The organism is Paracoccus limosus (assembly GCF_009711185.1).
Taxonomy (GTDB): domain Bacteria; phylum Pseudomonadota; class Alphaproteobacteria; order Rhodobacterales; family Rhodobacteraceae; genus Paracoccus; species Paracoccus limosus.
The window spans coordinates 32035-47586 of sequence record NZ_WMIF01000027.1 but is presented as its reverse complement, the minus strand read 5'-3'; the positions used below and the strand labels follow the sequence as shown (position 1 = coordinate 47586).

General features: G+C 67.7%; 16 protein-coding genes and 1 tRNA gene. 10 read left to right on the top strand and 7 right to left on the bottom strand.

Annotated features, from left to right (window positions below; translation table 11 throughout):
• Window positions 1–108: 108 nt before the first annotated feature.
• Window positions 109–1398 (top strand): hypothetical protein, encoded by a 1290-nt coding sequence (locus GL279_RS15800; protein ID WP_211371336.1) that lies wholly within the window; start codon window positions 109–111, stop codon window positions 1396–1398.
• A 4-nt stretch (window positions 1399–1402) separates the two neighbouring features.
• Window positions 1403–4195 carry a BPTD_3080 family restriction endonuclease gene (locus tag GL279_RS15795; protein ID WP_155065578.1) on the top strand — a complete coding sequence of 931 codons (2793 nt, stop codon included), beginning with the start codon at window positions 1403–1405 and terminating at the stop codon, window positions 4193–4195.
• A gap of 46 nt (window positions 4196–4241) precedes the next feature.
• Here GL279_RS15795 and GL279_RS15790 read toward each other — a convergent pair whose 3' ends face one another.
• The 7 genes from GL279_RS15790 to GL279_RS15760 form a co-directional block, all read right to left on the bottom strand.
• Complete coding sequence (locus tag GL279_RS15790; RefSeq protein ID WP_246175348.1) at window positions 4242–4631, bottom strand: hypothetical protein; 390 nt, start codon at window positions 4629–4631, stop codon at window positions 4242–4244.
• Window positions 4628–4888, bottom strand: coding sequence for a DUF6429 family protein (locus GL279_RS15785; RefSeq protein ID WP_155065577.1), 261 nt, complete (start codon window positions 4886–4888; stop codon window positions 4628–4630). Before GL279_RS15785 ends, GL279_RS15790 begins: the two co-directional genes overlap by 4 nt.
• A 351-nt stretch (window positions 4889–5239) precedes the next feature.
• A tRNA-Ser gene (locus GL279_RS15780) sits at window positions 5240–5329 on the bottom strand.
• Between the two features lie 167 nt (window positions 5330–5496).
• Window positions 5497–6048, bottom strand: a complete 552-nt coding sequence (locus GL279_RS15775; RefSeq protein WP_155065576.1) for a cytochrome b/b6 domain-containing protein — start codon at window positions 6046–6048, stop codon at window positions 5497–5499.
• Entirely contained in the window at window positions 6041–6298 is a 258-nt protein-coding gene (locus GL279_RS15770; RefSeq protein WP_170294004.1) for a PepSY domain-containing protein, read from the bottom strand. The genes GL279_RS15775 and GL279_RS15770 overlap by 8 nt, the downstream gene beginning before the upstream one ends.
• A gap of 69 nt (window positions 6299–6367) precedes the next feature.
• Window positions 6368–7708 carry an ATP-binding protein gene (locus GL279_RS15765; RefSeq protein WP_155065574.1) on the bottom strand — a complete coding sequence of 447 codons (1341 nt, stop codon included), beginning with the start codon at window positions 7706–7708 and terminating at the stop codon, window positions 6368–6370.
• Complete coding sequence (locus GL279_RS15760) at window positions 7708–8367, bottom strand: response regulator (protein WP_155065573.1); 660 nt, start codon at window positions 8365–8367, stop codon at window positions 7708–7710. Before GL279_RS15760 ends, GL279_RS15765 begins: the two co-directional genes overlap by 1 nt.
• A gap of 79 nt (window positions 8368–8446) precedes the next feature.
• Between GL279_RS15760 and GL279_RS15755 the strand changes: the two genes are divergently transcribed.
• From GL279_RS15755 to GL279_RS15720, 8 genes are all read left to right on the top strand, one after another.
• A complete protein-coding gene (locus GL279_RS15755; RefSeq protein WP_155065572.1) occupies window positions 8447–8713 on the top strand; it encodes a lipid-A-disaccharide synthase N-terminal domain-containing protein in 267 nt (88 codons plus the stop codon).
• A complete protein-coding gene (locus GL279_RS15750; protein ID WP_170294003.1) occupies window positions 8713–10314 on the top strand; it encodes an ArnT family glycosyltransferase in 1602 nt (533 codons plus the stop codon). The genes GL279_RS15755 and GL279_RS15750 overlap by 1 nt, the downstream gene beginning before the upstream one ends.
• Window positions 10311–11084: a glycosyltransferase family 2 protein gene (locus GL279_RS15745; protein WP_155065570.1), complete on the top strand. Its 774-nt coding sequence runs from the start codon at window positions 10311–10313 to the stop codon at window positions 11082–11084. Before GL279_RS15750 ends, GL279_RS15745 begins: the two co-directional genes overlap by 4 nt.
• Entirely contained in the window at window positions 11081–11707 is a 627-nt protein-coding gene (locus tag GL279_RS15740; RefSeq protein WP_246175347.1) for a methyltransferase family protein, read from the top strand. The genes GL279_RS15745 and GL279_RS15740 overlap by 4 nt, the downstream gene beginning before the upstream one ends.
• 231 nt (window positions 11708–11938) lie before the next feature.
• The gene (locus tag GL279_RS15735) at window positions 11939–12523 is read left to right on the top strand and encodes a thermostable hemolysin (RefSeq protein ID WP_155065569.1); all 585 of its coding nucleotides are present in this window, start codon (window positions 11939–11941) and stop codon (window positions 12521–12523) included.
• Complete coding sequence (locus GL279_RS15730; protein ID WP_155065568.1) at window positions 12520–13893, top strand: class I adenylate-forming enzyme family protein; 1374 nt, start codon at window positions 12520–12522, stop codon at window positions 13891–13893. Before GL279_RS15735 ends, GL279_RS15730 begins: the two co-directional genes overlap by 4 nt.
• Complete coding sequence (locus GL279_RS15725; RefSeq protein ID WP_155065567.1) at window positions 13890–14672, top strand: SDR family NAD(P)-dependent oxidoreductase; 783 nt, start codon at window positions 13890–13892, stop codon at window positions 14670–14672. The genes GL279_RS15730 and GL279_RS15725 overlap by 4 nt, the downstream gene beginning before the upstream one ends.
• Before the next feature lie 14 nt (window positions 14673–14686).
• On the top strand, window positions 14687–15550 hold the full coding sequence (locus GL279_RS15720) for a TauD/TfdA family dioxygenase (RefSeq protein WP_155065566.1): 864 nt from the start codon (window positions 14687–14689) through the stop codon (window positions 15548–15550).
• Window positions 15551–15552 lie beyond the last annotated feature (2 nt).

The following is a 15552-nucleotide window of genomic DNA, read 5'->3' as shown; positions in this document are numbered from 1 at the left end:
TCAGCATCCCGTGCTCGGCCTCCGATAATCATCGAAGGCACAATGGACCCAACCCCCGGTCGGTGGGGTCCCTTTTGGACGCCGATCACCCCAGAAGCGGGGTCCTTATTGCAAGCCGTTCAACAGACCGTGCCGCACATCACGCTGAAAAGCATCGCCAACAACCCCGACATCGACACGATCCACAACGAGGACCACCCGAAGGTCGCGGCGGCGCTGGCCGACCTGAACGCCGCGCTGGCAGCCGCCCCGCCGAAGCCGCTCAAGCCCGCGCAGGGCGTGCGCAAGGGCAAGCCGGTGGACTTCGCCAAGGGCGACAGATTGCACGAATGGGAGGTACCCTTCGACTGGCCGGCCGATTGGCCCACGGCCGCCGGCGCCGCTTTTGAGGTCTTCCACGCCGCCCGGCAGGCGATGCAGCGCCGCATGGATCAGTCCATCGCCGATCATGCCGAGCAGGAAACGCTCTACGACAAGCCGCGCAAGGACCCGAACAAGCTGCGCATCTGCGGGCCATTTTCAGTGGAAGCCGTACCGGCGCCGACTGTCCTGTCGCTGGACGAGAGCGTGCCGCCCTCGGCCGCCGACGAGACTGTCGCCCGCTCCGGCGAGACCTCCCGCCAGGCGCTGTGGCGCGACGAACTGCTCAAGACCGGCGTCCGCGGCAAGGGCGGCGCGATGCTCCGCTTCGCCGAGTTCGAGACCTTGCCGGGACTCAAATACATTCATGCCAGCGGATCGCTGGCCGAGACGGGCGAGCGCGTCGTCGTCAGCTTCGGCCCCGAGCACGCGGCGCTGGAGCAGCGGCAGGTGGAGTTGGCGCTGACCGAGACCGAGACGCTGCGCCCGTCGCCCAAATTCATCCTGTTCTGCGCCTTCACCTTCGACCCCGAGGCCGCGAAGGACATCGACGAGGTGAACTGGCCGGGCGTGACGCTGCTGAAGGCGCAGATGAACACCGACCTTCTGACCGAGGATTTGAAGAAGGGCCGCAGTTCCAACCAGTCCTTCTGGCTGATGGGCCAGCCCGATGTGGACCTGCGCAAGCGCAAGGACGGGCTGTGGGAAGTTCAGGTCAACGGCTTCGACTATTTCGATCCGCGCAAGGGCGATCTGGTCTCGGGCGGCACCAAGCAGATCGCCATGTGGTCGCTGGATGTGGATTACGACAACCGCTCGCTGATGCCGCATCAGGTGTTCTTCCCGATGGCGGATGCCAAGGGCGGCTGGAACCGCCTGCGCAAGACCGTGCGGGCAGAGCTGGACGAGGACCTGCTGGAGCAGTTCCACGGCACCGTCTCGCTGCCCTTCGAGGCGGGCGAGAACCGGCGCATCGCGGTCAAGATCGTGGACGACCGCGGAATCGAGTCGCTCAAGATCATGTCGCTGGAGGGATAAGCCCATGTCCCTCATCATCAATTCGCCCTTCGTCTGCCCGGCGCAGCATTGGGTCGAGGCCAAGAGCGGCAAGCTGGAGATCAAGTCTGAGCGGCGGCCGGCAAGCTACGAGGTCTTCGACGCGCGCAACAACACCAAGCGCACCGAGGTGCTGGATCTGGTGAACACGATCCGCACCCGCGTGGATCAGTGGCGCGACGACGGTTGGCCCGGCGTGACCATCGTCACCCGCAAGCTCTTGGAGCACTGGCACGACCGCGAGGCGCGGCAGCATCCGTTCTACTTCTGTCAGCTCGAGGCGATCGAGACGCTGATTTGGTGGGTCGAAGGCGCCGAGGCCTACAAGCAGGGCATCGCGATCCCCGGCGATGGCGGAGTGTGGGAGCGTCTTTGCAACAAGATGGCGACGGGCGCGGGCAAGACCACGGTGATGGCGATGATCATCACCTGGCAGGTGCTGAACGCGCTGACCTATCCGAAGCGGAACAAGGACTTCAGCCGCGCGGTTTTCATCGTGGCGCCCGGCCTGACCGTGAAGGAACGGCTGCAGGTGCTGTTGCCCAGCGAGGGCAGCTACTACGACGAGTTCAACCTTTGCCCGTCCGAGGCCCTGCGCCAGAAGCTGAACCAGGCGGAGGTGCTGATCGAGAACTGGCACACGCTGATGCCGCTGAAGGAAGCGGACCGCTCGGTGGTGAAGAAAGGGCGCGAGTCCGACGAGGCCTTCACGCGGCGCGTGCTGGGCAAGCTGGCGGCGCACAAGGATATCATCGTCATCAACGACGAGGCGCACCACGCCTATCGCAAACCGCCCGAGGTGAAGATCAGCAAGAAGCATGCCGAGGAGCATGGCATCGACCTCGACGAGGCGACGCGCTGGATCGAAGGCCTCGACCGCATCCACAAAACCCGGCGCATCCAGCGCTGCTTCGACCTGTCGGCCACGCCTTTCGCGCCGACTGGCAAGAAGAGCACCGATACGGCGCTGTTCGACTGGATCATCTCGGATTTTGGCCTGAACGACGCGATCGAGGCCGGGCTGGTCAAGACACCGCGCGTCGTTGTCCGCGACGATGCGGTTCCGGATGCCAAGACGTTGCGTTCAAAGCTCTACCACATCTACCGCGACCCGACCGTTTCCGAAGACCTGAACCGCAAGGCCGAAGCGCATGAGGCGCTGCCGAAGCTGGTCCAGGACGCCTATACGCTGCTCGGCGCCGACTGGCGGGAAACCCGGGCGCAATGGCGGGAGGCCGGGCATCATTCCCCGCCGGTCATGCTGACGGTCTGCAACCGCACCGAAACCGCAGCCCGCATCGAGACCTATTTCAACAAGGGCGATGCGCATTGGCCCGAACTGCACGCACTGACACGAACGCTCCGGGTCGATTCCAAGGTGCTGGAGAAGGCTGAGATCGGCGAGACCGCGACATCCGACAAGGATTACGAGGCGCGACTGAAGGCGATCATCGACGCCGCGACCATCCCCGAGACCCGCCGCCAGCAGTTCCGCGCCCTGAAGAAGGAAGAACTGCTGCGCGAGATCGTGGACAATGTCGGGAAGCGGGGAGCGGCCGGACAAGACCTGCAGAACGTCATATCGGTCGCGATGCTGTCTGAGGGATGGGACGCCAAGAACGTCACGCACATCATGGGTCTCCGCGCCTTCACATCCCAGCTGCTCTGCGAACAGGTCGTCGGGCGAGGATTGCGTCGGGTGTCCTACGACACGGACGAGAATGGCCTGTTCCTGCCCGAATACGTCAACGTCTTCGGTGTGCCGCTTTCCATTTCGGAAACAGGCGAAGGCGGGGAAGCTCCGCCGCCTCCGAAGCCGACCACCCAGATCGAAGTCGTGCCCGAGCGGGCCAACCTAGAGCTTCGCTGGCCGAACGTGCTGCGGGTTGAAACGGTCGTGAGACCGCAACTTGCCATGGACTGGGGTAAGGTGACACCGCTCGTGCTCGACCCTGCCAGCACGCCGATCAGCGCGGAACTGGCTCCGGCGCTCGGCGGCGCGACCGACATGGGCAAGGTGACAGCGATTGACCTCGAGAAGCTGCCAGACGGCTTCCGTCTGCAACGTCTTGTTTTTCAGGCAGCACGGAAGGCCTTCGCCGAACTCAGCCACGGTTTTTCGGGTAGCCACGAGTATCTGGCGGCGCAGCTGGTCAGGAGCGTCGAGGCGTTCCTCAACTCCGACCGCCTCGACATCCCGTCGCTGTTCCACTCCGACCCGCTTCGGCGGCGGATTCTGATCGCACTCAACATCGACCTTGTCGTTCAGCATGTGCTGAGCAACGTGACCGAGCAGAACACGGAGCGCCTGACGCCGGTGTTCGACGAGGAAAACCCGATCGGCGCCACCGGCCAGATGCGGACCTGGTACACCACCAAGCCGTGCTTTCCGACCACCAAGTCGCATATCAGCCACCTGGTCGGGGATTCGTCCTGGGAGGGACATGCCGCGAACATCTTCGAGATGCGCGAAGACGTCATCGCCTACGCCAAAAACGATCATCTCGGCTTCCAGATCTACTACATGTGGGCCGGTTCACGGCGCCGGTATGTTCCGGATTTCCTCGTGCGCCTTGCCAGCGGCACCATTCTGGCGCTTGAGATCAAGGGCACCGACAGCCCCCAGAACAAGGCCAAGCGGGACGCGTTGCACGAGTGGGTGAAGGCGGTCAACGCGGCGGGCGGGTTCGGCCATTGGGCATGGGATGTCGCGTTCAAACCCGCGGAAATTCAGGACATTGTCACGAAGCACTCAGCCGTTGTGGAACCCGTTTCATAGTGGGATCCGGCGACCATCCGTCGAAGCCCGACCTGACCGCGAATGGCTATCTCGGCAGTTTGGCTTCCCCGCCGGTGTTGGTCGCAAGGAAGGCCTCATCCAGCTTCGGTTCGTCCCATCGTTCGGCGACGGTCAGCCAACGGTCAAGATGACCGCGAAACTCCTGATCGTCAGCCTTGAGGTGAAAGGTGTAGAGTCGGTCGACGATCTGTCGCATCAGGCTTCGCATCTGGTCGTCGTCGAGATGTGAAGCATCAGGCCATGGAATCTGGCGGCCGTCGGCATCGGTGATGAACACGTCCGAATAGTCACCCGTGTGGCTGACCGGGACGGTCCCGGCGTGCAGTTTCTCGATCCCCGTGTTGCGCACACAGATCATCGCCATCAGTTTCGCCAGCCGGGCGGCGATGCGCTCCTCGTCGACCGGTTTCATCATTCCGACCTCTTTGGATCGTCCGACCGCTCCACGAACAACTCGGCGAGAGCCGACTCCGCTCGGGCCAGTCCGGCTTCGGTCAGGGCCAGCGATTTCGCCTTGCCGATGGGATCGTGGATCAGTCCTTTGGCATGCAGCCGATCGGTGATCGACCAGTCGATCCCTTTCCAGACCCGATTGCCGTCATGCAGCGTCAGGCTGAGGATCGCCAGCGCCGCATCGTCGAGCTTATCGGTGTCGAGCTTCGGTTCCGCCATGTATGGACTCCTTCACCGAAAGGATGCCGTCGTTCCCGAAAATTCTCAATGGCGGTATGGATTTGCGTGGCTGGAGGGGGAAGGAACGGGTTGGACGTCTGTTCCTTTCCCCAAGTGCCACTGACATCGAAGTGTTTAGGTGGAGCAGGAAACTGTCCCTATACTTTCAACTGGTTAGGGGCTCTACACTGAATGGGCGCAGTCGAGAGGTCCGGAGAATATGGGCCCTTAGAGAACGTGTCCGGCTGCTGTGGCGAGGACGCCAGTGCAAAGCCCTTCCGACATAACCCTCGAAAACAACGGAAAAATCCGGCCGCGGCCGGACCGGGAGAACGCTTTCGCGGGGGCGAGTGGCGGAGACGAAGGGATTCGAACCCTCGAGACGGTTCCCCGTCTGCACCCTTAGCAGGGGTGTGCCTTCGACCACTCGGCCACGTCTCCGCCGCCCCGTATATGGGGCAAGCGCAACGGAAACAAGGGGGTGTTTTGCGGCAATTGCGAGCGGTTGCCGGCCGCACGCCAAGGCCATGCCGGAACGGGTGAAAGTGCCGCATGGCCTGCATGCGGCACTTTCGGGCATGGGCTCCGCCACCGGGCGGGCGCCCCGCTCAGGCGTTGCCGTCACCGGCGCGCTTGCGTCCGGTGATCATCGCCCAGGTCAGGTTCTCGCGGTGGCGCAGGCTTTCGACGATCACGCCGCAGACATGGAACCCGACCAGCACCAAGATCAGCGTGGCCAGCGTTTCGTGCAGTTCCTCCATCGCATCCGAGCCGAACCAGGCGTCGGTGGTCTGCAGCCAGCCGGTGATCGTGGTGCCGGCGATCACCAGCAACAGCGCGACGATCATCGCGCCGCCCGCCGGGTTGTGGCCCAGATAGCGCCGCTCCTTGCCGCGCAGCAGCGCGCCCAGATAGGCCAGCACGGCGCGCGGCCCGCGGACGAAATCGCCGAACCGGGCATGGCGCGGGCCGACAAAGCCCCACAGGACGCGCAGCCCGACCAGAACCATGACCGCATAGCCAAGGCGCATATGCAGCCATTTCACCTCATCCGCCGTGATCCAGGCTGCGGCGATCAGCGCAGCCTGAGACCAGTGATACAGGCGGACGAACGGATCCCAGACCTTGACCGGACCCGCCTCCGCCGACGCGTCAGTCATCCGAACCGACCGCCGCGAAGGTCACCGGGTCAAAAAAGATCTCGACCCGCTGGCCCTTGTCGTCCTTGCCATAGACCTCGTAGCAGCCATCCTCGATCTTGACCTTCTTGATCGACCAATTCTTGGCGGAAAGCTCGGCCTTGAGCTCATCGACGGGGCGCCACTTGTCCTTGGGGGCGGTGCAACGCTCGGCGGCGAAGACCGGCAGGGTGGTGGTGGCGATCAGGGCGGCCATCAGTATCGTGCGCAAGGAAACCTCCATTATCTGCAACGCGATGGCTCCCGTGTGGCGCGTGATTCTTACGACCGCCTTACCACTTTACGGCAGATGCAGCGCCGCCTCGAACCCGTCGGCCCGGCCCGGCGCGGGCGAGGTCAGCTCCAGCCGGCCGCCGGCCTGCTGGGTGATCTGCTGGGCGATGTGCAGGCCCAGCCCAAAGCCGCCGCGCCGCCGGCTGGCAAAACGGTCGGCCAGCCGCGCCAGTTCGGCGGGCGGCACCGCAGGCCCGGCATTGCGCACCAGAACGACGCCGGCGGGCGACAGGCTGACATCGACCGGCGTGCCCTCGGGGGCGTGTTGCAGCGCATTGTCCAGAAGATTGCCCAGCACGATGGCCAGCGCATCGGCGTCGATGCGCGAGCTGACCGGGTCTCGCGGCAGGTCCAGCCGCACGCCCGCGCCACCGCCCCGGCTGTCGCGCAGGATATGCGGCAAAAGCGCGCCGACCTCGATCGGGGCCGCGCCCGGACCCAGCCCGGATTGCGCCCGCGCCAGCTGCAACAGCCGCGCCACCAGTCGCGACATCCGTTTCAGCGCCTGTTCGATGGCGGCCAGACGCGCGCCCTGCGCCATCTCGGCCTCGCCCTGCGCGGAGTAGGCGACCTCGCGCTGCATCCGCTGCACCTGCGCCAGCGCCACCGCGACCGGGGTGCGCAGCTCATGCGCGGCATTCGAGGCAAAGGCGCGCTCGCCCTCAAGCGCCTGCGACAGCCGTGCCATGAAACCGTTCAGCGTGGCGATGATCGCCGACAGCTCCGCCGGCCGCGCCGAGGCATCCATCGGCGATAGCGACTGGCTGTCGCGCTGCGCCAGTTCGGCGCGGACCTCGTCCAGCGGCTGCAGGCCCTTGGCGGTGATCCAGCGCACCAGCATATAGCCCAGCGGCAGGATCGCCAGCATCGGGAACAGGAAGGCCATGAAGGTCTCGCGCCATGCCTCGCGCCGCTCGGCCAGCGGATCGGCGAATTGCACGGCAAGGCCCGCGTCGTTGTAATCCGTCATGTAGACCACATGCGTCGCGGTGCGGCCGTAATCCAAGGGCCGGGCGCGGGGCGGAAAGACCTCGGCGGTGGCAAAGGGCGCCATGGCCAGCGCCCCGCCATCGCGATCGACCAGCCGCCAAAGCAGCGTCTCGCCGGGGTCGAATTCTTCGGCCGAATCGGCGACGGCGCCCGGCACCAGCAGACCCGCCCGCCAACCATGGCTGAGGATCGGCAGCAGCGTCTCGGCAGAGACCTTCAGCTGCTGGTCGTAAAGTTCGTCCTGTTCCTGACGCAGCACCATGGCCATGGTCAGCACCGCGACCAGCCACAGCACCCCCAGCCCCAGACTGACCAGCAGCGCAAGGCGCCGGACCAGCGTCGGACGGCCGCCCGCCATCAGGCCGTGCCCATGCGATAGCCGAATCCGCGCACGGTCTCGACCACGCCGCGCCCCAGCTTGGTGCGCAGCCGGCTGACATGGGCCTCGATCGCATTGCTTTCGACCTCGGCATCAAAGGCATAAAGCGCCTCTTCCAGCTGATCGCGGCTGACGGTGACGCCGGGGCGGCGGCTGATGCGTTCGATCACCGCCCATTCCTTGGGGGTCAGATGCACGGGCGCCTGATCCAGCAGCGCCGCCTGCCGCTCGGGCAGCAGCAGCAGCCGGCCAAAGCGGCGCTCGGCCTCGACCCGGCCATCGGCGCGCCGGCGGATCGCGGCGATCCGGGCCAGCATCTCGTCCAGATCATAGGGCTTGACCAGATAATCGTCGGCGCCGGCATCCAGCCCGGCGATCCGCTCAGTGATGCGGTCGCGCGCGGTGCCGATCAGCACCGGCACCCGCACCGCCCGGCGGCGCAGCCCGCGCAGGAATTCGATGCCGTCGCCATCGGGCAGATGCAGGTCCAGCAACATCAGATCGTATTCGACCCCGGCCAGCGCATCCGCCGCCGTCGCCAGATCGCCCGCGACATCGACGGCATGGCCCTGCGCGCGCAGATGCTCGGCCACGGCCGAGGCCAGATCCCGCTCATCCTCGACGATCAGCAACCGCATTCTGGTTCCCCTTCCGCTTCGTCAGCCATCCGTAAGGTCCGCGCGACATACGGCAGAGGTGAGGCTAGCGGAACGGAAGATGCGCGAACAGATCTGGATCATCATCGGCTTTATCGGGCAGTTTTTCTTTACATCGCGCTTTCTGGTGCAATGGATCGCCAGCGAGCGGCAAAAGCGCAGCGTTGTGCCCAATGCGTTCTGGTTTCTCAGCATCGCCGGTGGCGCGACGCTGCTGGCCTATGCGATCTGGCGGCGTGATCCGGTGTTCATCGCCGGACAGGCGCTGGGGCTGGTCGTCTATCTGCGCAACCTGATGCTGATTCGCCAGCGCCCCGAGGTGGCATGATGGCCGGGCTGCAAGGCGCCCTGCCCCGGCAGTCGGCCACACCCGGCAGCAAAAGCTATGGCACCGCGCTGGCGATCCTGTCCTTTCTGGCGGTGGCGCTGATCGGCGTGCTGCTGCGCCCGGCGCTGCCGGTGGACGAGACGCGCTATCTGGCCGTGGCATGGGAGATGCACCAGTCGGGCGACTGGCTGGTGCCGACCAAGAACTTTGCCGCCTATTCCGACAAGCCGCCGCTGCTGTTCTGGACCATCAATCTGGTCTGGAGCCTGACCGGCGTCAGCGGCATCGCCGCACGCATGGTCGGGCCGGGTTTTGCCGCGCTGATGCTGTGGCAGACCGGCCGGCTGGCCCGCGCGCTCTGGCCCGATCAGCCGGGGATCGACACCCGCGCGACGCTGGCGCTGCTGGGGCTGCCGGTCTTTGCGGCCTTGGGCGGGCTGACCATGTTCGACGCCGCGCTCAGCGTGGCGGTGCTGGCGGGGTTGCTGGCGCTGTTGCGCGCCGGCGCGGGTGCGCGGCTGGGGTGGCTCTGCCTTGGGGCGGCCATCGCGCTGGGGGTGCTGGCCAAGGGCCCGGTGGTGCTGCTGCATCTGTTGCCGGCGGCGCTGACGCTGCCGCTGTGGCACCCGTCCCGGCCGAGCTGGCGCCAAGGGTTGCGCATCACCGGGCTGGGCCTGCTGGCCGGGGCGCTGATCCTGATGCTGTGGCTGGTGCCGGCGGCGATCCATGGCGGCGCCGAATACCGCCGCGCCATCCTGTGGACGCAAAGCGCCGGCCGCGTCGCCGAAAGCTTTGCCCATGCCCGACCGTTCTGGTTCTATCTGGCGCTCATGCCGCTGCTGGCCTTTCCCTGGGCCTGGGTGCTGCGGCTGTGGCCGGCGGCCTGGCAGGCCGACTGGCATCAGGGCGGGCTGCGGCTGTGCCTGATCTGGAGCCTTGCGGCGCTGACCGCCTTCAGCCTGATCAGCGGCAAGCAATTGCATTACCTGTTCCCCGAACTGCCGGCGCTGGCGCTGATCGCGGCGCGGCTGGCCGGGCCGGCGCCGGTGTCGCTGCGGCTGGCGGTGTTGCCCTTTGGTCTGGCGGCGCTGGCGATCCTGCTCTTGGGTGCTGGCCTGCTGCCGGCGGGGCCGGCGCTGGCCGACCTGCATCCCAGCTCGACGCTGACGGCGGTGGCGCTGATCCTGCTGGCCGTGATCTGGGCCGCACTGACCGCGCCGGGGCTCGTCGGCGGCGCCATCCTGTCGCTGGGTCTGGTGCTCAGCGCCAATCTGGTCGTCGGCCTGACCGATCTGGGCCGGCGCTATGACACCGCCGCCATCGCCGCCGTGATCGCCCCGCGTCAGGATCGCGGCATCGCCTGGATCGACGGGCGCTATAGTGCCGAGTTCAACTTTGCCGGCCGGCTGACCCGGCCGGTGGACCTGCCTGATCCCGCAGAACTGCCCGCATGGATCGCCGCGCATCCCGGCGGCGTCATCCTGGGGACCAGCACCTCGCCCGGTCCGGGCTGGCGTCCCGCGCTGCACCTGCCCTTCCGCAACAAGATCCACGCGATCTGGCTGGTGCCGGATCACCCCATGCCCGAGGTCAAGCCATGACATCTGACATCTGCGTCATCATTCCCGCCCGCGACGAAGTCGCCGCCCTGCCCGCGCTGGTGGCCGAGATCGGTGCGGCCCTGCATGACCGCCGCTTCGACATTCTGGTGGTGGACGACGGCTCGACCGACGGCACCGCCGAGGTGCTGGCCGCCCTTGCCGCCCGCGATCCGCATCTGGGCTGGCTGCGCAACGATCAGGCACTGGGGCAATCCGCCGCCATCCGTGCCGGCGTCCGCGCCACCCGCGCCCCGATCATCGTCACGCTGGACGGCGACGGCCAGAACCCGCCCGACCAGATCCCCGCCCTGCTGGCCCGGCTTGAGGCCGCCGACGGCGCCCGCGTCGGGCTGGTGCAGGGCCAGCGCTCGCGCCGGCAGGATACCCTGTCGCGCCGGCTCGGCTCGGGCATCGCCAACCGCATCCGCGACGCGCTGCTGCATGACGGCATCCGCGATTCGGGCTGCGGGCTCAAGGCGTTCCGGCGCGAGGCCTATCTGGACCTGCCCTATTTCGACCATATCCACCGCTTCATGCCGGCGATGATGCTGCGCGAGGGCTGGCAGGTGGTGCCGGTCGCCGTCAGCCATCGCGAACGCAAGACCGGGCGTTCGAAATACTCCAACCTTGGCCGGGCGCTGGTCGGCGTGGTCGATCTGCTGGGCGCGGCATGGCTGATCCGGCGCTCGCCGCAGGGGCAGGCGCAGAGCCGCACCGCCCAGACGCTGGCCCCCGAAACCGCCGAGGCCAGCACGCAGGTGGCAAATTGAGCGCGCTGTCGTCTGTGGCCGCACGCCCGGCCAACCAGAAGCGGCGGATCGGCACGCTGCGGCTGTTCTTTGCGCTGGCGCTGGTGCCGGTGATCTTTGGCGTGCCGGCGCTGCAAAACAGCCCCGCCGCCTCGGCGCTGATGCGCAGTCTGGGCAGCCTGTGCATCACCACCGCCGTGCTGGGCCGGTTCTGGGCGATCCTTTACATCGGCGGGCGCAAGAACGCGCAGATCATGCAAGAGGGGCCCTATTCCATCTGCCGCCACCCGCTTTACCTGTTCTCGACCATCGGGGCTGCGGGCTTTGGGCTGCTTCTGGACAGCCTGACGCTGACAGTGGTTTTTGGGCTCGGGGCCTTTGCGATCCTGTCGCTGACCGCCCGCCGCGAAGAGGCCTATCTGCGCGCGACCTTCGGTGCCGCCTATGACGATTATGCCGCACGGGTGCCACGCATCCTGCCCTGGCCGTGGCTGTTTCACGCCGGGCCGGGGGTCGAGCTGAACCTTTACGCGCTGCGCCGCAACCTCGCCGATGCGCTGGTGTTCATCGCGGCCTTTCCCGTCGCCGAAACCATCCGCCTGATGCATCAGGCCGGGCTGGCCACCGGCTTCGGCATCTTCTGAACGCCCCCGATTCTGCCCCCCAACAACGCAACCGGATGGCCGCCTCGCAAGATGCGGCCATCGCGCATTTCGGGCCCGGCTGATGCGCCCCCAAGGTCGCGCGAATGTGAGCCCGCCGCCCCGGTTTCGTAAGCTTGCCGCAAGCTTGGCGCCGTCTTTGGCGGCATAGACAGACAGGCAGGCCATCCATGACAGCGACCCAAGATCCTCTCCGGCCCGCAGGCGGGCGCCATGCGGGGTGAGTTTCTGGACTGGCGCGACGCCGGATGGCAGGGCGCCGCCGCCATGATCGAAGCGCATTTCCGCACCAGCCATGGCGCCGAGATCACCGTCCCCGCCCTGCGGCTGGCGGTGGTGCGCGGTGCCAACGGGCGCATCCTTGGCGCGGCCGGGTTGCGCGATGCCGCGCGCGGCTTTTTCTCGCAGGTCTATCTCGACCGCCCGGTCGAAGAGATGCTGACCCAGCTTTCGGGCAACCCGGTCACAGCGCATGAGGTAATCGAGGTCGTCTCGATGGCCTGCCCCAACCCCGCCGCGACCCTGCGCCTGATCGAGGCGATCACCGCCGAAGGCCGCCGTCAGGGCGCGGGCTGGGGCCTGTTCACCGCGACCGGCCCGCTGATGCGGCTGTTGCGCCGCACCGGCGTGCCGCTGCTGCCGCTGGCGCCGGCCCGGCCCGAGCGGCTGGCCGATGCCGATCGCTGGGGCCGCTATTACCAGACCTCGCCCTGGGTTTGCGCGCTGCAGGACGGCATCGCGCCGCTGCGCTTCCTGCCCCGGCGCCCTGCTCTTCAGACCGGAGTCCATCCCGAATGATCCCCATTTTCGACGCACTCGCCCGCCACGCGCAACAGCGCCCGCAGGCCACCGCCTTTCGCGACGGCACGCGCAGCCTCAGTTGGGCCGAACTGGCCGAAACCGTCGCCCGGACCGCAGGCGGCTTTGCCGCCGGACCGCGCAGCGTCGGCCTGCGCCTTGCCGGGCTGGATTACGTCATCGGCGATTTGGCCGCGACACTGGCCGGTTGCCGGGTCGTGCCGGTGCCGGGCTTTTTCTCGGCCGGGCAGGTCACACATCTGTTGCAGGACGCCGGGGCGGTGACGGTCGACCGGCTGCCCGAGGCCGGCGCGCCGCTGCCTTTGGCCTATGCCGGCGGGGCCGAACGGGTGATCTATACCTCGGGCACCACCGGCCGGCCCAAGGGGGTGGTGCTGGGCGATCGGCAATTGACCGCCTCCAGTCTGGGGCTGGCGCAGGCCATCGGCGCCAATACCGGCGACCGCTACCTGTCGGCGCTGCCGCAGGCGCAACTGCTGGAGCAGATCTGCGGCATCTTCCTGCCCATTCTGGCCGGGGCGGAAACCGTGCTTTGCCCCGAAGGCGTCGAATGCCTGTTCACCGGCGACGGGCGCGGGCTGGCGCGCGCGGCGGCCGAAGCCCGGCCCACCGTCACCGTGCTGGCGCCGCGCCAGCTGACGCTGTGGGTGCAGGCGCTGCGTCAGGGCATCCCCGCGCCCGAAGGGCTGCGCTATGTCGCCGTCGGCGGCGCGCCGGCCGCGCCCGCGCTGATCGCCGAGGCCCGTGCTCTGGGCCTGCCGGTGGCCGAGGGCTACGGCCTGTCCGAGGCCTGCTCGGTCGTCGCCATGACCCCGGCCGATGCCGCCGCAGGTTCGGCCATGATCCCGGTGCCGGGAGTCGAATTGCGCATCGACGCAGGCGAGATCGTCGTCGACGGCCCCACCGTCATGTCGGGCTATCTGCATGGCGCGCGCCAGCAGGGCGGCTGGCGCACCGGCGATCTGGGCCGGATCGAGGACGGCCGGCTGGTCGTCCTTGGCCGGCGCGATGCGATGATCCTGCGCGCCTCGGGCCGCAACATCGCCCCGGAATGGGTCGAGGCGGCGGCGCTGGCCGATCCGGCCATTCCCGCCGCCGCGCTGGTCCTGCTGCCCGGCGACCGGCTGGTGCTGGTGCTGGCCGCGATGGCTGCGCCCGACATGGCCGCGCTGGCCACCCGGCTGGCCGCCCTGCCCGCCTATGCCCGCCCCGAGGCGCTGGTCATCGCCGACCCGCGCCATGCCGGGCTGATCCGTCCCTCGGGGACGGCCGATCGCAACATCGCGCGGGACCTGGCCATGGTGCCGGGCGCGCAAATGCCGCTGCCCGCGGCGGAGGAGGCCGCATGAGCCCGAAAACCGTTCTGATCACCGGCGCCGGTTCCGGCATCGGTCGCGCCCTGGCCATCGAGGCCAACCGGCGCGGCCATCGCCTGATCCTGGTCGGTCGCCGCCCGGCACCACTGGAGGACACCGCCGCCGCCCTGCGCGATGCCCAGATCCTGCCTGCCGATGTCACCACCCCCGCAGGCCGGGCCGCCATCGCCGAAAAAGTAGCCGAAACCGGGCTCGATATCCTGATCAACAATGCCGGCATCGTGCCCTCGGGCGCGCTTGGCACGCTGCAGGACGATCAGATCGCGGCGACGCTGGCGGTGAACGTGGCCGCGCCGCTGGCGCTGACGCGCGACCTTTTGCCGGCGCTGACCGCAAGCCGGGGGCAGGTGGTCAATATGGGGTCGGTATTCGGCGATATCGGCTTTCCCTATTTCGCCGCCTATTCGGCCTCGAAATTCGCGCTGCGCGGGCTTTCGGACGCGCTGCGCCGCGAACTGGCGCCGCGCGGCATCGCGGTGACCTATCTGGCGCCGCGCGGCACCCGCACCGATGCCGCGCATGGCTTCGACAGTCTGGTCGGGCCGATGGCGATGACGCTGGATCATCCCGATGCCGTCGCCGCCCATGCCTGGCGCGCCATCGCCGCGCGCCGGCGCGAACAGCTGCCCGCCACGCGCGAGCGGTTCTTTGTCACCCTGCAACGCCTTCGGCCCGCGATCATCGACCGCGCGCTGATCCGGCTGGCGCGCGATCCGGCGGTCAGTTCCGCCGCCCGCGACAGCCTTTCCTGACGACGAGGACCCCCATGGACTACAATATCCTGCGCCACCGCGACCATCCCGGCGGCCTGCAAGATCCCGCGCTGCGCGACCGCATCCGCGCGGATCTGGACCGCGACGGCTGGACCCTGCTGCGCGGCTTTCAGCCCGAGATGGCGGATTTCGCGGCGCTGGTGCGCAGCCTGTGCCGCCGCGTGACCTTTGACCCGGCGCGCAGCCACACCACCGACACCACGCAGATGGTCGATGCCGGGCTGGGCCCGATCGGCCTGCATATCGAGAACGGCAATACCCCGCGCTGCCCCGATATCGTGACCTTCTTTGCCCAGACGGCGGCCTTCGAGGGCTCGCAGACCACGATCTGCGACGGCCGCGCCGTCTGGGACCGCTTCGACCCCGCCCGCAAGGCACGCTGGTCGCAACCGATGACGGTCGAACGCCTGCTGCCGGAACTGCTATGGAAGCGCTATCTGGCCAATGAACACCCCGCCATCTCGGATCCGGACGAGGTGCGGATGGAACATGTGCTGCAATTCAAGGCCGCCGTGCCGGGGCAGGATTTCCAGCTGCACGAGGATGGCTCGCTGACCTACCGGCTGACGGTCGATCCGGTGCGGGCCTCGGTGCTGGGTGGCGCGGGGCGCGGCTTTGCCAATGCCGTGCTGGGCCCGTCGCACAATTACCAGCCGCCGCGCTATGCGCTGGCCGATGGCTCGGCCGTGACCGCAGACGAGATCGAAGAGATCCGCGCCATCGCCGAAGAGGTCACGCATGAGATCAACTGGCAGGATGGCGACATCGCCGTTCTGGACAACACCCGCGTCATGCATGGCCGCCGCGCCATCGCGGATGCCAACCGCAACCTGTTCATCGGCATGGGCATGATCTGAGA